This window comes from Weissella confusa (assembly GCA_041871065.1).
GTDB classification, from domain to species: Bacteria; Bacillota; Bacilli; order Lactobacillales; family Lactobacillaceae; genus Weissella; species Weissella confusa_A.
In genome coordinates, this window is record CP168942.1 from 1,013,118 (window position 1) to 1,031,427 (window position 18,310).

At 41.6% G+C, this 18,310-nt stretch carries 34 protein-coding genes, 2 tRNA genes and 1 pseudogene; 30 read left to right on the top strand and 7 right to left on the bottom strand.

Annotation, left to right across the window (positions count from 1 at the left end; translation table 11 throughout):
* Positions 1-383: 383 nt before the first annotated feature.
* From ACAW68_04505 to ACAW68_04525, 5 genes are all read right to left on the bottom strand, one after another.
* Positions 384-1,061 (bottom strand): SHOCT domain-containing protein, encoded by a 678-nt coding sequence (locus ACAW68_04505; protein ID XGA16829.1) that lies wholly within the window; start codon positions 1,059-1,061, stop codon positions 384-386.
* Positions 1,062-1,134: 73 nt separating this feature from the next.
* Positions 1,135-1,476: a TIGR02328 family protein gene (locus tag ACAW68_04510; GenBank protein ID XGA17001.1), complete on the bottom strand. Its 342-nt coding sequence runs from the start codon at positions 1,474-1,476 to the stop codon at positions 1,135-1,137.
* Between the two features lie 244 nt (positions 1,477-1,720).
* Entirely contained in the window at positions 1,721-2,128 is a 408-nt protein-coding gene (locus ACAW68_04515) for an ImmA/IrrE family metallo-endopeptidase (protein ID XGA16830.1), read from the bottom strand.
* Entirely contained in the window at positions 2,125-2,472 is a 348-nt protein-coding gene (locus ACAW68_04520; protein ID XGA16831.1) for a helix-turn-helix domain-containing protein, read from the bottom strand. Before ACAW68_04520 ends, ACAW68_04515 begins: the two co-directional genes overlap by 4 nt.
* 657 nt (positions 2,473-3,129) lie before the next feature.
* Positions 3,130-3,483 carry a hypothetical protein gene (locus ACAW68_04525; protein XGA16832.1) on the bottom strand — a complete coding sequence of 118 codons (354 nt, stop codon included), beginning with the start codon at positions 3,481-3,483 and terminating at the stop codon, positions 3,130-3,132.
* 64 nt (positions 3,484-3,547) lie between these two features.
* On the opposite strand from ACAW68_04525, the gene ACAW68_04530 reads away from it, so the two are divergent.
* Genes ACAW68_04530 through ACAW68_04540 form a run of 3 tightly spaced genes read left to right on the top strand, consistent with a single transcriptional unit; the run spans position 3,548 to position 4,783 of the window.
* Positions 3,548-3,775 (top strand): hypothetical protein, encoded by a 228-nt coding sequence (locus ACAW68_04530; protein XGA16833.1) that lies wholly within the window; start codon positions 3,548-3,550, stop codon positions 3,773-3,775.
* Positions 3,776-3,787: 12 nt separating this feature from the next.
* Positions 3,788-4,540: a phage antirepressor KilAC domain-containing protein gene (locus ACAW68_04535; protein ID XGA16834.1), complete on the top strand. Its 753-nt coding sequence runs from the start codon at positions 3,788-3,790 to the stop codon at positions 4,538-4,540.
* A gap of 3 nt (positions 4,541-4,543) precedes the next feature.
* Positions 4,544-4,783 (top strand): hypothetical protein, encoded by a 240-nt coding sequence (locus tag ACAW68_04540; GenBank protein XGA16835.1) that lies wholly within the window; start codon positions 4,544-4,546, stop codon positions 4,781-4,783.
* On the opposite strand, the gene ACAW68_04545 is transcribed toward ACAW68_04540, so the two are convergent.
* A complete protein-coding gene (locus ACAW68_04545; GenBank protein ID XGA16836.1) occupies positions 4,767-5,045 on the bottom strand; it encodes a hypothetical protein in 279 nt (92 codons plus the stop codon). The genes ACAW68_04540 and ACAW68_04545 overlap by 17 nt on opposite strands.
* Before the next feature lie 122 nt (positions 5,046-5,167).
* On the opposite strand from ACAW68_04545, the gene ACAW68_04550 reads away from it, so the two are divergent.
* The 27 genes and pseudogenes from ACAW68_04550 to ACAW68_04680 all read left to right on the top strand — a co-directional run bounded on the left by ACAW68_04550 (position 5,168) and on the right by ACAW68_04680 (position 17,158).
* On the top strand, positions 5,168-5,407 hold the full coding sequence (locus ACAW68_04550) for a hypothetical protein (GenBank protein XGA16837.1): 240 nt from the start codon (positions 5,168-5,170) through the stop codon (positions 5,405-5,407).
* Positions 5,397-5,600 (top strand): hypothetical protein, encoded by a 204-nt coding sequence (locus ACAW68_04555; protein XGA16838.1) that lies wholly within the window; start codon positions 5,397-5,399, stop codon positions 5,598-5,600. The genes ACAW68_04550 and ACAW68_04555 overlap by 11 nt, the downstream gene beginning before the upstream one ends.
* Positions 5,601-5,737: 137 nt before the next feature.
* Positions 5,738-5,905, top strand: a complete 168-nt coding sequence (locus ACAW68_04560) for a hypothetical protein (GenBank protein ID XGA16839.1) — start codon at positions 5,738-5,740, stop codon at positions 5,903-5,905.
* 131 nt (positions 5,906-6,036) lie between these two features.
* The gene (locus ACAW68_04565; protein XGA16840.1) at positions 6,037-6,303 is read left to right on the top strand and encodes a hypothetical protein; all 267 of its coding nucleotides are present in this window, start codon (positions 6,037-6,039) and stop codon (positions 6,301-6,303) included.
* Positions 6,290-6,604, top strand: coding sequence for a hypothetical protein (locus tag ACAW68_04570; GenBank protein XGA16841.1), 315 nt, complete (start codon positions 6,290-6,292; stop codon positions 6,602-6,604). Before ACAW68_04565 ends, ACAW68_04570 begins: the two co-directional genes overlap by 14 nt.
* Positions 6,605-6,685: 81 nt before the next feature.
* Positions 6,686-6,832 (top strand): hypothetical protein, encoded by a 147-nt coding sequence (locus ACAW68_04575; protein ID XGA16842.1) that lies wholly within the window; start codon positions 6,686-6,688, stop codon positions 6,830-6,832.
* 81 nt (positions 6,833-6,913) lie between these two features.
* Entirely contained in the window at positions 6,914-7,315 is a 402-nt protein-coding gene (locus tag ACAW68_04580) for a hypothetical protein (GenBank protein ID XGA16843.1), read from the top strand.
* An 8-nt stretch (positions 7,316-7,323) separates the two neighbouring features.
* A complete protein-coding gene (locus tag ACAW68_04585; protein ID XGA16844.1) occupies positions 7,324-7,947 on the top strand; it encodes an ERF family protein in 624 nt (207 codons plus the stop codon).
* Positions 7,947-8,657 carry a putative HNHc nuclease gene (locus tag ACAW68_04590; protein XGA16845.1) on the top strand — a complete coding sequence of 237 codons (711 nt, stop codon included), beginning with the start codon at positions 7,947-7,949 and terminating at the stop codon, positions 8,655-8,657. Before ACAW68_04585 ends, ACAW68_04590 begins: the two co-directional genes overlap by 1 nt.
* Positions 8,623-9,114 carry a single-stranded DNA-binding protein gene (gene ssb, locus ACAW68_04595; GenBank protein ID XGA16846.1) on the top strand — a complete coding sequence of 164 codons (492 nt, stop codon included), beginning with the start codon at positions 8,623-8,625 and terminating at the stop codon, positions 9,112-9,114. Before ACAW68_04590 ends, ssb begins: the two co-directional genes overlap by 35 nt.
* A gap of 10 nt (positions 9,115-9,124) precedes the next feature.
* A complete protein-coding gene (locus ACAW68_04600) occupies positions 9,125-9,433 on the top strand; it encodes a helix-turn-helix domain-containing protein (protein ID XGA16847.1) in 309 nt (102 codons plus the stop codon).
* A 163-nt stretch (positions 9,434-9,596) separates the two neighbouring features.
* Positions 9,597-10,121 carry a hypothetical protein gene (locus ACAW68_04605; protein ID XGA16848.1) on the top strand — a complete coding sequence of 175 codons (525 nt, stop codon included), beginning with the start codon at positions 9,597-9,599 and terminating at the stop codon, positions 10,119-10,121.
* 15 nt (positions 10,122-10,136) lie between these two features.
* Positions 10,137-10,649, top strand: a complete 513-nt coding sequence (locus ACAW68_04610; protein ID XGA16849.1) for a hypothetical protein — start codon at positions 10,137-10,139, stop codon at positions 10,647-10,649.
* 51 nt (positions 10,650-10,700) lie between these two features.
* Positions 10,701-10,847: a hypothetical protein gene (locus tag ACAW68_04615; protein ID XGA16850.1), complete on the top strand. Its 147-nt coding sequence runs from the start codon at positions 10,701-10,703 to the stop codon at positions 10,845-10,847.
* Positions 10,847-11,416, top strand: coding sequence for a hypothetical protein (locus tag ACAW68_04620; protein ID XGA16851.1), 570 nt, complete (start codon positions 10,847-10,849; stop codon positions 11,414-11,416). The genes ACAW68_04615 and ACAW68_04620 overlap by 1 nt, the downstream gene beginning before the upstream one ends.
* Positions 11,416-11,892, top strand: a complete 477-nt coding sequence (locus ACAW68_04625; GenBank protein ID XGA16852.1) for an SAM-dependent methyltransferase — start codon at positions 11,416-11,418, stop codon at positions 11,890-11,892. The genes ACAW68_04620 and ACAW68_04625 overlap by 1 nt, the downstream gene beginning before the upstream one ends.
* Entirely contained in the window at positions 11,892-12,086 is a 195-nt protein-coding gene (locus ACAW68_04630) for a hypothetical protein (protein ID XGA16853.1), read from the top strand. The genes ACAW68_04625 and ACAW68_04630 overlap by 1 nt, the downstream gene beginning before the upstream one ends.
* On the top strand, positions 12,079-12,267 hold the full coding sequence (locus ACAW68_04635; GenBank protein XGA16854.1) for a hypothetical protein: 189 nt from the start codon (positions 12,079-12,081) through the stop codon (positions 12,265-12,267). The genes ACAW68_04630 and ACAW68_04635 overlap by 8 nt, the downstream gene beginning before the upstream one ends.
* Positions 12,268-12,304: 37 nt before the next feature.
* Positions 12,305-12,535 carry a hypothetical protein gene (locus ACAW68_04640; GenBank protein XGA16855.1) on the top strand — a complete coding sequence of 77 codons (231 nt, stop codon included), beginning with the start codon at positions 12,305-12,307 and terminating at the stop codon, positions 12,533-12,535.
* An 83-nt stretch (positions 12,536-12,618) separates the two neighbouring features.
* Positions 12,619-13,044, top strand: coding sequence for an ArpU family phage packaging/lysis transcriptional regulator (locus ACAW68_04645; GenBank protein ID XGA16856.1), 426 nt, complete (start codon positions 12,619-12,621; stop codon positions 13,042-13,044).
* A 94-nt stretch (positions 13,045-13,138) separates the two neighbouring features.
* Positions 13,139-13,345, top strand: a complete 207-nt coding sequence (locus ACAW68_04650) for a CsbD family protein (GenBank protein ID XGA16857.1) — start codon at positions 13,139-13,141, stop codon at positions 13,343-13,345.
* A gap of 49 nt (positions 13,346-13,394) precedes the next feature.
* Positions 13,395-13,468 (top strand) — tRNA-Ile (locus ACAW68_04655).
* Between the two features lie 86 nt (positions 13,469-13,554).
* Positions 13,555-13,636 (top strand) — tRNA-Leu (locus ACAW68_04660).
* 596 nt (positions 13,637-14,232) lie between these two features.
* Complete coding sequence (locus ACAW68_04665; protein ID XGA16858.1) at positions 14,233-14,397, top strand: hypothetical protein; 165 nt, start codon at positions 14,233-14,235, stop codon at positions 14,395-14,397.
* Between the two features lie 146 nt (positions 14,398-14,543).
* On the top strand, positions 14,544-15,083 hold the full coding sequence (locus ACAW68_04670; GenBank protein XGA16859.1) for an HNH endonuclease: 540 nt from the start codon (positions 14,544-14,546) through the stop codon (positions 15,081-15,083).
* Positions 15,084-15,267: 184 nt separating this feature from the next.
* Positions 15,268-15,750 carry a phage terminase small subunit P27 family gene (locus ACAW68_04675; GenBank protein XGA16860.1) on the top strand — a complete coding sequence of 161 codons (483 nt, stop codon included), beginning with the start codon at positions 15,268-15,270 and terminating at the stop codon, positions 15,748-15,750.
* Positions 15,740-17,158, top strand: a pseudogene (locus tag ACAW68_04680) (terminase TerL endonuclease subunit). Before ACAW68_04675 ends, ACAW68_04680 begins: the two are co-directional and overlap by 11 nt.
* Before the next feature lie 313 nt (positions 17,159-17,471).
* On the opposite strand, the gene ACAW68_04685 reads toward ACAW68_04680, so the two are convergent.
* Positions 17,472-18,293, bottom strand: a complete 822-nt coding sequence (locus ACAW68_04685; protein ID XGA17002.1) for an IS3 family transposase — start codon at positions 18,291-18,293, stop codon at positions 17,472-17,474.
* Positions 18,294-18,310 lie beyond the last annotated feature (17 nt).

Below are 18,310 nucleotides of genomic sequence, written 5' to 3' on the forward strand. Positions count from 1 at the left end.
TGAAAAACAAAAGCCCCGGTATAATGTGTAAACACATAAACCGGGGCTTTGTTAGTTCGGCACCTAACTCCAAGGGCCCTCCGAACTTGATCTATGTGATTAATATATAGCTAGACTGTTTTTTTGTCAATATAAATGTTCGTAAATAGACCGTGAAACGAATACTTGGCTGAACTTTATTCCTTTAAAATCGAACATGAGCGCATTAATAGCGAAAAATAAAATTGATAATTTCTATTTAAAACTAGAAAAGCGAACATTTACAACGGAGCGTTATATATTACATTTTCAGTTTTTCTTTCTGAAACGTTGACATAAATGCTGATCGATTGAAATGAATAGCCGGTTTGGTTAGTTTCCGTTTTTTAATAGTGTATATATCGCTAACCAAGTACCTTGGCTTTTTGGGCATCAAATTCGTCTTGAGTAAGAATACCGGCGTCTAGAAGTGACTTTAACTTTGCTAGTTCGTCCGCTACTGAAGAGCCGTTATCTTGTGGTGCTGGTGCTGTTTCTTGAATTGACTTTGATTCTTCAAGCTCAATGATAGCCTTTTGAAGGAACTCAACGATTTGGTCAAGAGAGGTGTTGGCTACCTTAGCAATCCATCCATCTGCCTTGGTCTTTTGGCTGATCAAGGGAATATCGTGCATTGCTTGTTCACCGGTTGTGTAGATACGTACACGTAAATCTCTGATTTCATTTTTCTTCTTTTTAAGCAAGAACCCACCTAGAAGACCAATAGGTCCAAGGATAAGACCACCAACTGCCGCGCCACCTAGTCCAAATCGTTCAGACTTTTCACCATCTTTACTGACTTCAAAAGAACGAATATCGGCACGCTTGAACATTTGTGTTGTACCCATATTCATGATGCCACGATTGATAACAACTTCGTCAGTTGACTCACTCCAAAGAAGGTAGTCACTAACGCGTGTAGTTGCAATCTTTGGAAAATCCTTGATGTATGCTTTATCTTCTTTGCGCTTCTGAGTTGCTTCAGCGCGTTTGGCTAACAGCTCTTGCTTTTCAGCTTCTGTTTTCTTAGAAAATAGTCCCATAAGTTCATACCCCCCAAGCTTTTAACGTCATTCCTTTGCTGGACGTATGTATGCCACTTTAAGAGTGGCTTTTTTAATCTATCTCAATGCCTTTTTCTTTTAAGTTTTCAATACACTCTTTTAAATAGGCGTTGTCATGCTCGGGGTAAATCGGCGAAGTCAGAACTTCACTTGATAGTGAAGTATAAGCAGCTTCATTAGCTCCACGGTACAAGGGGTCTAACCACAATGCGTTAGGTTTATACCCGCGACTTAACATCTCATTCATTACTAGTTGGTGGTATTGAAATAATTTGTATGGTGAGTGGTCAAAGACGTAATTTACAGTTGCATGCTTCTTACCCCAACCACCGCCACGAAGTGCACAACACTCTCTATGTTGCCCCAGTAATTGCTGACGAGGGAGTTTTGAGATTAAAGATTCGTGTCACAATCTCATATTAATAACTCCTTTCTAGGTAACGTGGTTAGTACGTCCAATTTTTAAAGAAGTAAAGATAGATAAAATCAACTATTGCGAAACTAACTATCAATGCAGCAGCTACGTGTTTAAAATAAGCTTCTTTCAACTTAAAGTAAGCATATAGAGATATAGAGATTAGCAATAGTAATGTGTTGACAATGATTAAAATTGTACGTAGCAAACGAATGCCTCGCTTTCATGCTTGCATAACCGCTTCACGGGCCATATCTTCAAAGTGCGATTGCAAGCCAAGATAGTTCATAAAGTCCAGCCAATTTCTACTTTCTACCGGGACATCATCAAACCAAAATGAAGCAATCATGCGTATTGCTTGTACATTGGCTGCACGTTCTGAAACTCTCATTATGTAAGGCGAAAAGTTATAAACTGCATCCGATTCCGTGTCACCATAAAGCAGGTGAGCTAGTTCATGAGCTAATCTGAACTCATATGCATACTGCGTACTTGAATTCGGATTCATGATGATCATAGATAAAAATGGTATTGCCATATCTGGACCATCGTCTTTTGTCTCAACATTAGAAACAGTTATATCATTCCGCCTTGCCAAGTTGAGAAGATATTCTCTTAATTCTTTCATCATTCACCAAGCATCAACTTAGCCATTTCGTACAACTTGATTTTTTGTTCATCAGTTAGTTCTTTACCTTCAAAGCGAAGGGTAGGGCCTAACTTGGCTAAGACTTCTTCAAGATCCACAGGCATATCGTCCTTCTTATTACTGTGCATCTCATCAGTGTTACCTAATAGGTAGTCTACTGATACGCCGAGGACTTTTGCGAGAGCAGCCACAGTTGAATACTTTGGTTCAACCCCTTGATTGTATCTATAAAGAGCGTTTTCGCTGAATCCTGCGTCAATAGCTAACTTTTTAAGGCTATATCCCCGTTCATTCGCAACTTTTTTAATTCTTTCAAACGTAGTCATATCAATGATTTCTCCAAGATGTGACGAATTAAAGCACACAAAAGCACACAAAATAGTTTGCAAAAGAACACAACTGTGTTATATTTAATTCATCAAGTAATTTAGCAACAAAAAACAGACCTAAGATAATCAATGCTTTGGCGAGCGAATGTTGATATACAGGCGTTTATTGTGCTTTTTCGTATGCCTTTATTGTACACAACAGTGTACTAAAACGCAACAACTTGATAATAAAAAAACAGAAAGGAGTGCGCATGGCTAGGAAATTACGTAAAAAAATAAAAGCACTCACCTATAACGATAAAGGTGGGTACTTTATAGAAAAAGAATGGTATTGGAAGTTGAAAATTGTTCTGGCATATATATCTGCAATTTTGACGCCAATAGTTTTACTCAAATGCGTTTTTATTTAGGTAGGTAAGTTCGTATAACAGCCAACAGGATTGTCACCATAAGTGTAATCATTGGTATCTTGGTATACCACTTTGTTTCAGAGGTAATACGTGAGTTCAATTCTTTAACCTCGTCGTTTATCTTGGTGGTTAATCTCTTATCAAGTTCAGATAAATCTAATTTTGTAGCGTAATGTTTTTCCATCGTTTCTCGAGTGAAATCCTCTTGGGTATAACTATATTTGTCTTTCATATACCGTCACCACTAATCCAATTTTTGATGTAAAACTTTGACGACGGTGCTATCTATAACTTCTTTTGAATTATCAGATAGTTGGATGACAAACTCTAATATCTGTGTTCCTTCTAGCTTTGATAGGTTAATGCAAAGTTTTCTTTGGATTTCCCACAGATCTAAGTCATTAACAGGGACGCCGTTTTTAATGGTTAATGGTTCAAAATAATCAAATTCAGTTACTTTTTCAGAGATACCAAGGTGATAGTCTCCGCCGTTTTGAATGGCTAAAACAATATATAAATTGATTTCATTAAAAACATTAGAACTCGCCAAATTATGTTTATCAGGCGAAGCATATGCTCCAGAAATAAATGATTTCATTAGTGTTACCTGCTTTCTTATATATAAGTAAATATTATCACAAAAAAACAAGGGAGGTTGCGACATGACAGCAACAACAATTGAAGAACAACAAGAAGCGCTAAAGCGCAAGATTAAGAAGCGCATCAATGACGAGATGTGGGATCGAAACGGCATGAAGCAATTTGAACTCGCAGAGATGATTGGTGAGGGGGTTTCACAAACGAATCGTGCAATCAACGGTGACAACTCACCTCGATCAAAGGATATTCGTAAGAAGATTTTCACGTTGTTTAACATCACAGACTTATAAGGAGAAATAAACATGACAAACGAATTGATTAAGGTTCAAACGAACCAAGAAGGTGAGCAACGGGTTAGCGCTCGTGAATTGTATAAGGAGTTGGGGGTTAAAACTCGTTTCAGCCTTTGGGTGGATCAAAACTTCAAGATGTTTGTTGAAGGAACAGATTTTGAGGGTGTAGTTGTAACTACACCCTACCGAGAAGGATCTGACAAGGTGCAAACCTTGCAAGATTATTCCTTAACAACAGATATGGCTAAGAATGTAGCGATGATGTCTAAGACAGCTAAGAGCCAAGAAATTCGAGACTACTTCATCGCAGTTGAAAAAGAACACAAGGCGTTGATGGCAGACCCGCGTATTCAAATGGCAATGGGCTTGAAGTCAGCTCAACTGATGTTAGACCACAAGGACAAGATCATCGCAGAGATGACGCCCAAGGCGTTGTTTGCTGACGCGGTATCAGCTAGTCAGTCATCAATTCTTATTGGTGAGTTGGCAAAGTTGCTTAAGCAAAACGGCGTAGATATGGGACAGAACCGTTTGTTCGGTTATCTCCGTGAAAACGGTTATCTGGTTAAGCGACAAGGTTCAGACCGGAACATGCCAACACAGAAGAGCATGGAGCTTGGCTTGTTTGAGATTAAGGAACACAACCACATCAACTCTAATGGTGTGAACGTGACTACTAAGACGCCAAAGGTGACCGGCAAGGGTCAACAATATTTCATTAACAAGTTTCTTGGTGAAACTAAGGCTTTATTGGAGGTGTAGGAAATGAAGAATTTAAAGAAGGATACGGATGTAGCTATGTACAAAAGTCAAAAAGCAGCTCAAAGACAATCTGAGGTAGCGATTAGTAAGGAATTGAGTGAAGATGAAGAATTACGAGAAATGACATTGCAGATAGTTGGATTTTTAAAGCAAGAACCGGCCAGTTATGCAAAAAAAGAAAGAGCACTCAAATTGGCTAATGAGTTGCTCTTTACAAAATTAGTGACTACTCGTCGTGGCTAGAGTTGTCTAAAAGAATGATTTTTATTTCTTTATTCAAGTCGAAGTGTTCTAATGCGGCTTTCTCTTGTAAATAATTATCATACTGTTCTTGGTTGGCACCGACAACATAGATGGTGTACAAGAATGGGTTCCCATTTTCATCTACATCAGCTGTATTTATTGTTCCGACATGTAGCAATTTCCATCCTTCGGCTAACTTTTCATTGGCTTGAGCATTAGCATTTAGGTCGGAAAATTCTAAAGTAAACATAATATCGTTCATTAGTTTTCCCCTTTTTGAAAAATTTTTGGAAAGCAAATGAACCTTTGGAAAATCGAATTCAAAAACGTTTCCATATTTAATTATACCACTAAACGGAGATAAGAAAGCGGAGAGGTAGGTATATGTCACTAGCAGAAATGATTAATAATGGCTTGCAATTAAAGGGTAATAAGACCCGATATTGGTTGGCCCATGTAACGGGTGTATCTATCGCAGCGTTATATGACGTATCGAACGGAAAACGAAATAGGTTAACTTTACCGGCGATGGTTAAAGTGGCCATTGCGTTAGATTTAGATTTGAACGAATTAAAGAAGATTGATTGGGACAATCAAGAACAAGGAGATAAGCATGACGAATGAAGTTCAAAAAGACGTACTTGGTCAAAAGGATGTTGCTGAACTGTTTGGTCACTCGGTGAATTGGTTCAAGAACAATCTGCGTTTCACTAAGAAGTTCATGCAAAACGTGCCAAACAAGACACCTAATGCGATTCGACCAACATATTTACGTCACGATGTCGAACGCTTTAAAGAATTGAATGATTGGTGGTGAATGAGATGCGATCGGTAGGGTATGCAATCGCAATTGCTGTTGGCAGCGTGGGTTAATGGCGTGGCTCTTTGATTTCCTAGATGCACATGGATTCCACTTGCGACCACATTGGGAGAAGAAGATAAAGGAGGCAACTGATGATCAAGACGATTGTTAAGGCATTGGCTAACGCATTCGATGCGATTGCACTCATTGGACTTGATAGTCAATTTGAGAAGCGTTCCAAAAAGGCAGCCGCCGATGTTGGCTGGGATCCAGATGAATATTGGAATGGCTTTGTTGAGTACAACAACTCACATCAATAACAATTGAATATGGGTCGCGCATCGCCAGATGCACATCAACCACTTACATGTAATATTTTTTCTCTTACTGTTTGTCTCTTAACAACATGTTGGTGTGTGTCTTGGGGTGTGCGACCCAGAAAGGAATGGAAATGGATGAGTTTACTCCGGTGATGATTTCACCGAAACAATTGTTTTCAATCTTCATCGTTCAAGGTGTCGAAAACTTGTTCGACGAAGAGTTGGCTGAACAATTAGGAACTAGCGAGAATTCGTTGAACATGATGCGTGAAGCAAAGTTTTCTGGCATCTTAATGCCGCCTTGGTTGGCGTTGAATGTACATCGTCTTTTGTCAGAAAAGCACCATCTTATTGAAGCCACAAAACAAATATTGGAGGACGATCATGGCGGATTATGATATTGGATCAACAGGTGTTGCGAAGTTGCATTACAGCTTTGCACCAGATAAGGAGTTTGACATCGAAGCAGAGCGTAAGCGCATTCTGCAACATAACGGTCGTTTGGAACACCGTACTACTTGGGTAGCGCCTGGTGAAAATCAGGTGAAGAGAGATGAGTACGAAAGTCGGTACCAAGTGTTCAAGAAGATGCGAGACGCAGGTGAATCATCAAGTGAAATTGCATCAGCTATTGGAGTGTCTAAGGTGACGCTGTCATCGATTCGTTATCGTGGACGTTACCAAAAAGAAAACGCCTAACGGCTGCAACCGTTAAGCGCAAAAAGGGGTAAATCTGTTTAGGACGATTTACTCCTCCAGAGTACCACAAGGAGGTATGAAATGAAACACGAATTGCGATTAGAAGCTCAAAACCGTATGAATCGAGCCTTCAAAGCAGAACAACGGGATAACAATGACGGAACTGTTTCGGAGTTTGAAACGGGTGTTGCTGACGTTTTGAACTGGGTGGCTGAATATGTTCGATGAATTAATTGATCCATTTAATGACCCAAAAGATGAAGAAGAAGCACTTAACGATTACATGGATGAATACGAGGATACAGACTTATGAGTGAAATGGGAATGATTATCTCGACTGGCGAGATTGCAACGATGGAGCAACTTACAAACCCAAAGTTGTTGGAGCAAGTTGATAACGACACATTGGAAGAATTGAAGTACACATCAAAGATGGTCGCTGCACCAGCTGTCAAAGCGATTGATGCAGAAGTTAAGCGTCGTCTTGACGAGGGCGTCACATTCAGTCATGCACAATATCGCGAGGGTATGAGGACGGAAATTTCAGATAATGACAATGCATTGAAGCGTGAGTTCGTGGAGCGCTTTGGCTGGGACGCTGTGAGCTTGAAGACGCCGAACAAGCTAAAGGCTAAGTATGGCGAAGTTGTTGATGAGTTGCTTGATGGACACACAATCCAGACACCAACCAAGACATTAATGTGGAAGTAGGCTTATTGATGAAAGAACTTATTGAAATTCAAAGTGAATTAGAAGTCGGAAAAGGGCAGTATAACGACTTCAGTAAGTATTCGTATCGCAATGCAGAAGACATTGAGGCGGCGCTGAAACCACTTAAGAAGAAGCATAACGTATCTGTCACGACTACATACGATGTTGTTTTGATTGGTGATAGGTACTACATCAAAGCAACCTCTACCATTAGGAACGAGAATGGTGAAATCGAGTCAGTCACGGCATTCAGTCGTGAACCGGATGCAAAGAAAGGTATGGATCCTTCCCAGATTACGGGTAGTGCAGAATCGTATGCGCATAAATACGCTTTGGGCGGGTTGTTTGGTATTGATGATACTAAGGACGCTGACAGCATGGATAACAGGCAAACTGGAGCTAAGCAACAAGGTAATAACCAGCAACAAACGCAAGCGAAGAACCCGCTTAACTCGAAGTTTGGTGCAGTGGCAAAGCAATACCAAAATAAGCACTCACTCACTGAAGAAGAGATTTATTCACAAATCAGTAATGCGTTCCAAACAAACATTGCTAACTTCTACGCATTCAACAAGCTAAATGATACGCAGAAGAATCAAATAATCGATTGGCTAAATCAGGGGATTAATTAATGGATATTTGGGGGCGTATCACTAACATCAGCGGCAATAAAGTAACAATGTCGGTGGAAGATGCGCAAGAGCTGGCTATGTTGTCACTCTACACCTCAGAAGAACGACCACAGGCAGTTATTAGCATTGCTGATGAACGCAGTATTAGTCGTGTACAACGAAAAAAAGCATATGCAATTATCGGTGAGATAGCGAAGTGGTCAGGATATACACCAGAAGAAACTAAGTGGTGGATGAAATTCTATTATGAAGCAGAAACAGGTGATCAACATTTTTCGTTTGCTGATACAGATATGACGACAGCACGGAAATTTATTTCATACCTGCTTGATTACGCAGTTAAGAACCACATACCGATGTCTAAGAGTGGTTTGGCGTATATGGACGATGTAGAAGCCTATATGTATTCATCATTGAGCCACCGAAGCTGTGTGGTGTGTGGACGCCCTGCTGATGTCCACCACATTGACACCGTTGGAATGGGTAACGACAGAAATCTGGTAGACCACAGAGAAAAGAACCTGATTGCATTATGCCGAGTTCACCACAATGAAGCACACAACATTGGGTGGCCAGCATTTGAACAGAAATATCACGTTAAGGGTATCAAGTTAGACCCTGAAACATTGCAACGTCTTAGAATTATGACGTTCAAGCGAATGGAGGAAATAGACAATGAATCACGTCGCACTAATCGGACGGCTTACTAAGGAGCCTGAAATTAAGTACACAACGTCGGGTACAGCAGTTGCGTCAGGAACCATCGCAGTAAATCGAGATTTCACTAATGCAAGCGGAGAGCGTGAGAGTGACTTCATCAACTTTGTGATTTGGCGCAAGGCTGCCGAGAATTTTGTCAATATGACGGCTAAGGGGTCACAGGCTGGCTTGGAAGGCTCGTGGCAAACACGAAGCTATGAGAACCAACAAGGACAGCGTGTATACGTTTCTGAACTAGCAGTAAGTAACTTTACTTTAGTTGAAACAAAAGAGCAGACAGAGCAACGCAAGAGGCAATCAATGCAACAAGGCAATGGCGGTTTCAATTCTTCACCGGCTCAACAAAACAACTTCAACAGTCAAAAACCACAGCAAGGTGGATTCACACCTAATCAAATGTACGGTAACGATGCAACTTCGTTTAACGAAGATGATCTACCATTCTAGGCGGTGAGATATGGCGGAAGATTTTAAAGGTGTTAATTACTATCTAAACACGCCAGCAGTAGTAGCTCATGACAACCGATTGAAACCAAACGCAAAACTATTCTTTGGTGAAATTTACTCACTGGCTAATGTGTACGGTGACGTTTATATCAGTAATGCAGCACTTGCACAACGATACGAATTAACGGTTGATGCTGCTTCTAGGCTCATCAGTCAATTGGTGAAATATGGATACATCACGATTGAATTGCATTACAAGGAAGGCACTAAGCAAGTTATTAAACGCAGTATTAAGGTGAACCCCCTACCGGATAAATAGTCTATACCCTACCGGACAAAAAGTCGGTACCCTACCGGACAAAAAGTCTAGGAGAAGAACACATATTAATAACACAAGTTAATAACACAGTGTGGCCCGCTGGCTAGCCGCTTTCATAGTATACGTAACGATATATAGCAACCAGCCAGCCAATGGAGTAACTATGTTAAATCAAAAACAAATCATTATTGAATGGCAAAAAGCTGGGTTAAAAGAAAACGGCTTTATGTTTCAAGACATCACGAACTTGTATGAACTAGCTGTTCATAATGCTGATTCTGATGAAGAAGCAAATAAGCTAATCATCTTAGCAATTCGAGCAGCTGCAAAAAATGGTGGTAAGACAGCGATGGCTGTTGAGAATAACTTAAATAAGTGGCTAAATGCTGGCGCTACTAATGCAACGGCTGTTGGTGAATATGAAAGTGAAGCTCAAAAGATTCAGCAAACACGGTACGGGAACCAGCCGATTCAACGTGAAACCGGACCAAGTAAACCGACTGCAGAACAGATTGATCAACAAAATCAACGCATGGCTAAAGAGCTTGGCTATACATTAGTTGAAGATATGGCTAAGGGGACAGCAGAGAAGCTGTCAGAGCTTAGAAGTACACGAGCTGACCGATTAGCTGCCCAGTCCGCAAATGGGCGTACAGCTAACGGCAGGCGTGTTTTACAGCGTTTCTAAAATTAGGAGGAAAAGATGGGGATTAAGAAGATTGAACAGTATGAATTGTCAATTCACGCAGAGGATCAAATGAAAGAACGTTTCAAGACGTTGAAGAACAATTGGAGGAATTGGCTTAATCAATTCAACATGGATGCGGAATTGATTAGGACGCAAAAGGACGGCACGCAAGTTTGGCAAAGCGGCGAGGTGGGTATGGTTATTAACCCACATAGTAAGGTTATCGTGACTGTGTATCACGTCTTCTCGAATGATTTTCCAGATGAACTCAAAACCGACCTTGCAGAGGCTGCACAACGTCTAAAAATGGATCACATCAGTGCGTTTTCGCATGACATCTACCGCGATAGTGCAAAATTTGCATACCTAGCCTATAACACTAGCGAAGAAGATGCAGACAACTTCTACAAAATGACGGTTGAACGCATTCAAGACTTGGGGCATAAGGCAGATGAGTCAATTAAATATATCGAGGGATTGAATCAACTGATTGTTCTCAAGAACGACGTAGTAGAAGAAGTCGAGTAAACGTAAACAGCCAAGGGTGAAAAGACTGCGAGCCCGTATGGAGGAAATAAGATGATTATCGTTAAGTGGCAAGAAGTGATCAATGGCAAGAAGAAGGATATTCACCAACACGTTGTGAACATGCAACTGGCCAATCAACTGCGTAACAGTAAGCGTAGCGAAGGGATTAATGCATGGATTGAGTTGGAGGGGAAGTAATGACTAAGTATGTAATTGATTTGCCAGATGGAACTACAGCGGTTGTAGCTAAGAAGCCGTATTTTCTAAATGAAACCGATGTGATGCGAATTCCGGTTAGTCAACTTGAAATGTATGTTGAACCAAGCGCTGCAGAAAACGCAACTGTTGAGAAACGTGTAATTGAGTTGCCGGCTGATGTGATTGATGTCTTGAAAATGATTAAGGAAGACAATGGCGACGACAATCTTCAAGGATTTATGAATGATGTAAATGACGATGACGAACTTCGGCAAGATGTTGAAGAAATTAATTTTTCAGGAATGCCTACCGATGCGCTTCTTGGTGAATGGTGGTTAGAACACGTCGAGTTCGTACCGAAGAAAGAGCCGAGATACAAAGTGTTAATTACCGGTTGCTCAATTAATGGCAACCAATTCGTCAACATGGATCTTGATGATAGGGATATTCTCATCATCAATGAGGGAATAGCTATTACGTATTCAAAATCAGAAGCAGACAAAGTCATCGAACGCCTCGGCGGCGAAAACGGATTCTTACAACCACGAAAGGTAAAGGTAGAAGAATAATGGCATTACCACCAATTCTAGACATGACATCAGGGAGCCGCATGATGTGGTTCGACAAGGATAATCCAAATGCTCTATTTTCTGATAAGCGCCAAATGTTTGAAGAATTACCAAGCGGACATGTGATTGATGTTGCACCAGACGTGATTACTGATTGGTCTGAAGGCTTGCCATTTCCAGATGAGTCTTTTCATCTGGTGGTATTCGATCCGCCACATTTAATTCATGCTGGCGCCAACAGTTGGCTTGCTAAAAAGTATGGTGTACTTGATGAAGTGTCTTGGCCATTCATAATTCGAGATGGATTTTACGAAGCTATAAGAGTTTTAAAACCGTTCGGTACCTTGGTTTTTAAGTGGAATGATAGCCAAATCAATCTAACGGAATTATTGAACGAGATACCATACAAACCATTGTTTGGTCAGAAACGTGAAAAAACGCATTGGCTGGTATTCATGAAGATGGAGGAAGAATAATGGCACATTTGATTAGCGAGGCAATCTTGTGGATTGTAATTGGTATTTATGCATACTGGACATATAAAGCTGATAAAGCGCGACGCAAATACGAACGTAAGGCACAACGTGCAGTAGAGGCAGTAGAAGGATGGCGTGATGCATATCTGAAGGTATATCAAATGAACGACTCGAAAGAAGAGGATAATGCGTAAGTATTACTATTTCCGAGATAAGCAAGGCTACTTCAAACTCGCTTATACGCCAGACGGCAATCGCGTGATTGTGCGGACGTGGAATAAGCGTCAGGCATATCGCACAAGTAGCAAGTGGCTCATCAAGCATATGGTCAGCAAGTGGTTAGTTGGCTATTACTATTGGGTAGAAGAAGCATAGGTGGATGAAATTACGATAGAAAAGTGGGGGAAGAATAATGCCACAACCGGAAACATTATATGAGCATGAGCAACTATTCTTTAACGAGCACGCAACGCGTTGGATTGCTATGAGTGTGCTTATGGAGTATGCGGGAGTCGACTGGCTGGACTTGAAACACGGTAAGCCAGAGCTGCTAAAACAATTTGATGAGATTGTGGACCATAAAGTGACAGAGTGGCGGAAAGTTGGTGACGAAGCCGTCACTAATTACGGTCACTTATGGTAAACAAAAAACGCCAGACCGAAGTCCAGCGCCATGTAAAAGAATTCAAGGTAAGTTCATTTTAACATGGTTCGGAGGACGTAGGAATGGCACTTTTACCAGCGGTGAATGAGAAGGCAACAAGAGAAGCGGTTCGAGAGTTTTTTGATAGTGAGTGGCCACGTATTGTTAACATGGCTGATATGGGATATGTTGATTTGAAGTCAGTTGAAATTTCAGACATGCCAAGTGCGCGATCATTTGGAAATGCCAACGATGAACGATTTACTAATCACGCTAACGCTGTGTACTACTACGACGCCGTGGTCCATGCCATTAAAGTCATGACACAGCCACACAGGCACTTCATGTGGTTGCGATACGTCCGACACTTAGAATGGTTACAAGTAGAAGCACTGACTGGTTACAGCACTAGACGTGGTCAAGAGATTATCGATGAAGCGTTTCTGTTGTTCGCTGATAATTTTTCTGACGTTGATGATCTGCGAGTTAAGGAAAGCAGCAGTTATTAGTTGCGCAATTTATTAATTATTTATTGACTATTTAGCCAAGTGGATATACCATTTGTGTGTAACATATTATAGATAACCTGAGGGGGGTACGATCATGGCTTTAGAAGACAAGATTGATGGCGCAAAGGATCAAGTAGCAGGTAAGGCGAAGGAAGTTGAAGGTAAGGTTACTGGAGATGAAACTCGTGAGGTAGAAGGTAAGGTCCAAGGACTATTGGGTAAGGCCAAGGATGCCTTTGGAGATGTTAAGGATGCTGCAGAAGATGTAGTTGAAGACATCAAGGAAAAGTTTGATAAGTAATTTTTAATACTTCCGAATGCGTACTCGCTGTATTTGGAAGTATTCTTTTGTTCCTTTAGCTCAGTTGGTTAGAGCAGACGGCTCATAACCGTCCGGTCACTGGTTCGAGACCAGTAGGGAACATGGCATGGATTGATAGATCTTAGGCCTTTTCATCCCTATATGGCCACAACACTCACCCAGATGTCTATCAATCTTTGCTTTTATAAGCCGATATGGCGGAACTGGCATACGCAGCGGACTTAAAATCCGTCCCTTAATTGGTTGTGGGTTCGAATCCCACTATCGGCATATTCACATCAGGTAGCAATCAGTTAGATTGTTACCTTTTTATTTTATTTTGACAAATTTTACGAAGAAAAAGCGCGTATATGGTTCATAAGTGCCGCATGCAAGGTGCGGGCGATCCAAGTTATTATGATAGAGTAGAAAAGTTGAAATAAAGCATGTGTGGCGGAATAGGTAGACGCTTAGTTGGACTAGAGAGCAACGAAATGGTGCTAGATGGGACGTGGCCACTTCTCAAGAAGCCTAGCACTATCATGTTAGGTGCAAATCCTAACCGCTTGCATAAACTTGAAAATATTTGTATTATCATGTTCATTATGATATGGTTAATTTTATTGGGAATATTTGCTTAGAGAGACTACTAACGATTAATTATATGATTGTTATAAGATAGTCCATCTATTAATGTTGATTAGGTTGAGCAAATAGGCACGTATTTGTAGCATATTAGGTAATGCAGTAAATTGTTGATCTCCATTCTGAGAGATGAAAGATTCAGGTTTAGTAATAAATGAGTTCGAAACTCATCAGATACATTAGTTATTAAAGGTTATCCAATCGGGTAGCCTTTTTATTTTGCACTGAAAAGGAGCGACGACATGCACAAGAACTTAATGGGTAAGTTGATTAAGAGTAACAATGTCAATCGTGGGGAATACACGTACATTTATGGTGGTAAAGAATTGGTTGATATAGCTACTAACGGTGGTAAGCAATATTCACGCAACACGGCGTTTGATGGTCGATTCGATGAGAATGCATAGGTGTGCAGAGATTTGTTGCCGTGAGTTGATTAAACAAGGTTGGACATATTGCCAGCCACATTATGAAGCACGCATGAAGAAGTATGTACATGCTAAGCAGGCAACGCGGTGCATACATATTACTAATTAAGGAAGGAATTAGGTACATGGCTAAGATGACACGATGCAGATACGTCAGTCCAGCCGGTGTTAGATGCCACAGATTAGCAGAAGAACCAAACCACTACTGCGCTATGCACATCGAACATGAAGCAGAGTATCAAGCTAAGCGGAAGCAGTGGAACGTTAAGCACACGTCACAGTACTACCACAAGTACAACAAGACGCAACGTGTACGCAATGATACCAAGCGGGAACAGGATAAGTTCTACCGCACTAAGCAGTGGACGAATGGACTAAGACCAGCAGTGCTAGAGCGTGACAACTACCTATGCCAATACTGCAAGGCGAATGGACGGATGACGCCAGGCAAGATAGTTGACCACATCATTCCTTATGAGTTCGATCCAAGCAAGCGTGATGACCTAAGCAACCTAGCAACCATCTGTGCTGCATGCCACACTGGCAAGACACGTTGGGAGCAGGAGTATTACGGTACAGGAGCAGGGAACGAATTGAAGAACGTGGCAGCAGTGCCCGACATTAAGTACTTACCAGATTTTATGGATAGCGCTAAAACGCAATGAGAGCCGTTTTAAGCGCTTTTTATTTTGTCCGGCATAATTACTCGAACACGTTCTGAAAATTAAATGACCCCGCCCCTGGGTGTCTCAAAAGAAGAGCACACACATTACTGTGTTCTTGTAGAAAAGTTTGATTTTGAAAAATTTTTAATAGGGGGGTACCCAGCAATTAAGGAGGTGATGTTAGGTGCCACGAAAAAGCTATGAAAGCGAGTCTGACGCGGTTTTGTCGCTGACACCGCCACATCACTTAGGCAAGATTGCAAGTGCTATGTGGCGTAAAATGGTGCCCGTACTTAATGCTTCAAACAAGATGGCTCCATTGGATAAGAATTTGGTTGAAATGTACGCAAGTCAATACGAGATTTATCGAAATGCCTATGAAGATATCAAAGAGAATGGTCAAGTTACCAAAGTTTATAAGACGGTGGTTAACCCAGTGACCGGTGATGTGATTGCTAACGATATGACGGGCTATAAGCGCAACCCAAGCACACAGATTTACTCGGATGCCATTAAGCAGTTGAAATCATTAGGTAGTGAGCTTGGTTTATCGCCTGCCAGCCGTGCTGAACTTATGCAATTGAGTTTGGACGACGGAAAAGACAAACCAAGTGCTACGGAACAACTGCAAGCGCTATTGAATGGAGGTGGTGACGATGAGAGTTGATCTAACTCAATCACACGACGTTCTAGGTTGGTACCAGCAACTACATGGTGATTACGCAGATATCAGAACCAAATACAAGGACGCTGGAACAAAGTACGTATTCAGTGTCCTAGATGGTGATGTTCTGGCTGGCTACATGATTAAGCTTGCAGCGTTCCGGCATATTCAAGACTTGGTGCGTTCAGAAACAGATGATTCGTTCGATTACCATTACAACGTCAGGGAAGCCAACAAGATACTTCAATTTGCGAGTGTATTTCCTGATGTTGATACCGGTGAACCAATGCCACTTATGCCGTGGGAAAAGTTTGCGCTAACTCAGTTGGTTGGGTGGCGTGACCACCTTGGTAACAAACGATATACAACGGCTATTCTGTCAGTTGCGCGCGGACAAGGTAAAACTTATCTAATGGCTATTCTTATGGCCTATGACTTCATGATTGAGTCAATTGGATTGTCTAACCAAGACTATCTAGTTGCATCTATCAATTGGAAACAGACTAGTAAATTGTTCGGGTATATTGGAACAGCACTTAATAAGATGACGATGGTTGACCCATGGAGATCGTTGGCTACTGAATCAGGATTGAAAGTTCAAAATGACCAGATTGTTATGAAGAATTTCAACAATGTAATGCGAGCCATTAGTCATGAATCAGGGCAATACGACTCGTTCCACTTCAAGACAGCCGTTTTTGATGAAATTGGTGAAGTTAAGAGTCGTGAAAAGATTGCCAAGATTACTTCTGGCCAGGTCAAAGTGCCTAACAAGCAATTCATTCAAATTTCGACATCATACCCAGACCCAACGGTGCCGTTTCATGACGACCAAAAGGCTGGCCAGCAAATCATGGAACAGGACTGGAACCGCGCAAATGACGACAATTTGGTGCTAGTTTGGGCGCAAGATAGCTTGGATGAGACCTTTATGCCAGAAACTTGGGTGAAATCTAATCCACTGCTCGACTTGGCTGGTCAACGGGAAGTTTTGCTAAAGGGTTTGACAACTGAACGCGATACAAAGATGCTGCAAGGTGATTTGCCAGCGTTCCAAACCAAAAACATGAACATGTGGCTGGCACAATCAACTGACAGCTTCTTAAACTTGGCTGATGTTGAAAGCGCTGTTGTTCCAGACTTCGATATACGTGGACGCCAAGTTTACATTGGCTTCGACTACTCAATGATGTCCGATAACACAGCACTTGCGTTTGTTTATCCTTATGTTGATCCAGAAGGTAATGGACGATGGCACATTGAACAACACTCATTCATACCGTGGCATAAATCTGGTTCTATTGAAGCCAAAGAGAAGCAGGACGGTATCAACTACCGTGAAGCTGAACGACTTGGCTATGCCACCATTACTAGCCACGAACAAGGAATGATTAATGACGACGAAGTTTACGGGCGCTGATGTCAAGATTATGGACAGGTTTTTTCGGCACCGAGAGGTGCCGGACTCCGAAAAATTTTCAAAACCCGGATTTCAGCCTAAAATGGCGTGATTTCTGGGTGTTTTTGTAGGCGGAACAGGGCTCAGCCCTTCCGTCGAGAGAAAACGAGTGGTATAGATTGTGAACCGGCCGGATTTCACAAGTTGTAGCGTGCGGTAAATAAGCCTTCACAAGGCGAATTTTTGAAATTCACAAGTGACGGCTTATAAACTGTGTCGTACCGGCTGGTGCCGATAATCGAGATTAAGTAAACCAGACATTGGTCTAGGCGGCCCGAAGCCAATCAGTGCGTGAGTTGATGCGACTGTTGTTGTACCAGTTCACATACCACTCGACAGACACCCGGACATCATCAATGGTCCTGTACTCTTCGTGATAAATCATTTCGCGCTTGATGAGCGAATGGAAGCTCTCGATACGAGCGTTATCGTAAGGATGCCCCTTACGGGAGTAAGAGTGATTTATTCCAGAGTTTTGTAATGTTCCTTCGAACAGGCTAGAAGTGTATTGGCTTCCCATGTCGCTGTGAATCATCTTTGGCTTACCGTTGGCTCTTAGAGCCTTAACTACGACGGATGTTGCGAATTCCTTGGTCATCTCTGGACTTAGTCCGTATGAGACTACGCGACGCTTTTCTGGGTCATAGACGGTTGCCAGATAAACCCACTCACGATTCATCAACTGGATGTATGTAATGTCAGTTGCCAGAACGCCACTCAAATTATCCAACTTCTTCATGAGGTTGGGCTTTTGAGGTGTGTCAGTGGTTGTTGTTGGCTTCTTGTATGACTTCTTGACCATGCGAGATTTGAGATTGAGCTCATTCATGAGTTCCCAAACCAAACGATCGCCAACATCAGTCTTCAAAATGAAGCGCAAGAACGCTGCGATACGACGGTAGCCATAGATGCCACGATTGGTGTTATAAACGGCTTTAATTGCCGTTTTCAGAGCATTACGCCGTGTTTCTCGTTGGCTAGGTTGCCAGTTTTTCCATTGATAATACGTGCTTCGAGCAATGTTCAAAGCCGATAAAACGCTTGTTATGCGGTGTCCCATTGCGAGTGACCGGTCAATGATTTCCAGTCCTAACTCGCGATTTT

Excerpts from the sequence above, each read along its gene's own strand:
- ACAW68_04505 (XGA16829.1), bottom strand. The coding sequence starts at position 1,061 with ATGGGACTATTTTCTAAGAAAACAGAAGCTGAAAAGCAAGAGCTGTTA.
- ACAW68_04515 (XGA16830.1), bottom strand. The coding sequence starts at position 2,128 with ATGATGAAAGAATTAAGAGAATATCTTCTCAACTTGGCAAGGCGGAAT.
- ACAW68_04520 (XGA16831.1), bottom strand. The coding sequence starts at position 2,472 with ATGACTACGTTTGAAAGAATTAAAAAAGTTGCGAATGAACGGGGATAT.
- ACAW68_04525 (XGA16832.1), bottom strand. The coding sequence starts at position 3,483 with ATGAAATCATTTATTTCTGGAGCATATGCTTCGCCTGATAAACATAAT.
- ACAW68_04530 (XGA16833.1), top strand. The coding sequence starts at position 3,548 with ATGACAGCAACAACAATTGAAGAACAACAAGAAGCGCTAAAGCGCAAG.
- ACAW68_04535 (XGA16834.1), top strand. The coding sequence starts at position 3,788 with ATGACAAACGAATTGATTAAGGTTCAAACGAACCAAGAAGGTGAGCAA.
- ACAW68_04540 (XGA16835.1), top strand. The coding sequence starts at position 4,544 with ATGAAGAATTTAAAGAAGGATACGGATGTAGCTATGTACAAAAGTCAA.
- ACAW68_04545 (XGA16836.1), bottom strand. The coding sequence starts at position 5,045 with ATGAACGATATTATGTTTACTTTAGAATTTTCCGACCTAAATGCTAAT.
- ACAW68_04550 (XGA16837.1), top strand. The coding sequence starts at position 5,168 with ATGTCACTAGCAGAAATGATTAATAATGGCTTGCAATTAAAGGGTAAT.
- ACAW68_04555 (XGA16838.1), top strand. The coding sequence starts at position 5,397 with ATGACGAATGAAGTTCAAAAAGACGTACTTGGTCAAAAGGATGTTGCT.
- ACAW68_04560 (XGA16839.1), top strand. The coding sequence starts at position 5,738 with ATGATCAAGACGATTGTTAAGGCATTGGCTAACGCATTCGATGCGATT.
- ACAW68_04565 (XGA16840.1), top strand. The coding sequence starts at position 6,037 with ATGGATGAGTTTACTCCGGTGATGATTTCACCGAAACAATTGTTTTCA.
- ACAW68_04570 (XGA16841.1), top strand. The coding sequence starts at position 6,290 with ATGGCGGATTATGATATTGGATCAACAGGTGTTGCGAAGTTGCATTAC.
- ACAW68_04575 (XGA16842.1), top strand. The coding sequence starts at position 6,686 with ATGAAACACGAATTGCGATTAGAAGCTCAAAACCGTATGAATCGAGCC.
- ACAW68_04580 (XGA16843.1), top strand. The coding sequence starts at position 6,914 with ATGAGTGAAATGGGAATGATTATCTCGACTGGCGAGATTGCAACGATG.
- ACAW68_04585 (XGA16844.1), top strand. The coding sequence starts at position 7,324 with ATGAAAGAACTTATTGAAATTCAAAGTGAATTAGAAGTCGGAAAAGGG.
- ACAW68_04590 (XGA16845.1), top strand. The coding sequence starts at position 7,947 with ATGGATATTTGGGGGCGTATCACTAACATCAGCGGCAATAAAGTAACA.
- ssb (XGA16846.1), top strand. The coding sequence starts at position 8,623 with ATGAATCACGTCGCACTAATCGGACGGCTTACTAAGGAGCCTGAAATT.
- ACAW68_04600 (XGA16847.1), top strand. The coding sequence starts at position 9,125 with ATGGCGGAAGATTTTAAAGGTGTTAATTACTATCTAAACACGCCAGCA.
- ACAW68_04605 (XGA16848.1), top strand. The coding sequence starts at position 9,597 with ATGTTAAATCAAAAACAAATCATTATTGAATGGCAAAAAGCTGGGTTA.
- ACAW68_04610 (XGA16849.1), top strand. The coding sequence starts at position 10,137 with ATGGGGATTAAGAAGATTGAACAGTATGAATTGTCAATTCACGCAGAG.
- ACAW68_04615 (XGA16850.1), top strand. The coding sequence starts at position 10,701 with ATGATTATCGTTAAGTGGCAAGAAGTGATCAATGGCAAGAAGAAGGAT.
- ACAW68_04620 (XGA16851.1), top strand. The coding sequence starts at position 10,847 with ATGACTAAGTATGTAATTGATTTGCCAGATGGAACTACAGCGGTTGTA.
- ACAW68_04625 (XGA16852.1), top strand. The coding sequence starts at position 11,416 with ATGGCATTACCACCAATTCTAGACATGACATCAGGGAGCCGCATGATG.
- ACAW68_04630 (XGA16853.1), top strand. The coding sequence starts at position 11,892 with ATGGCACATTTGATTAGCGAGGCAATCTTGTGGATTGTAATTGGTATT.
- ACAW68_04635 (XGA16854.1), top strand. The coding sequence starts at position 12,079 with ATGCGTAAGTATTACTATTTCCGAGATAAGCAAGGCTACTTCAAACTC.
- ACAW68_04640 (XGA16855.1), top strand. The coding sequence starts at position 12,305 with ATGCCACAACCGGAAACATTATATGAGCATGAGCAACTATTCTTTAAC.
- ACAW68_04645 (XGA16856.1), top strand. The coding sequence starts at position 12,619 with ATGGCACTTTTACCAGCGGTGAATGAGAAGGCAACAAGAGAAGCGGTT.
- ACAW68_04650 (XGA16857.1), top strand. The coding sequence starts at position 13,139 with ATGGCTTTAGAAGACAAGATTGATGGCGCAAAGGATCAAGTAGCAGGT.
- ACAW68_04665 (XGA16858.1), top strand. The coding sequence starts at position 14,233 with ATGCACAAGAACTTAATGGGTAAGTTGATTAAGAGTAACAATGTCAAT.
- ACAW68_04670 (XGA16859.1), top strand. The coding sequence starts at position 14,544 with ATGGCTAAGATGACACGATGCAGATACGTCAGTCCAGCCGGTGTTAGA.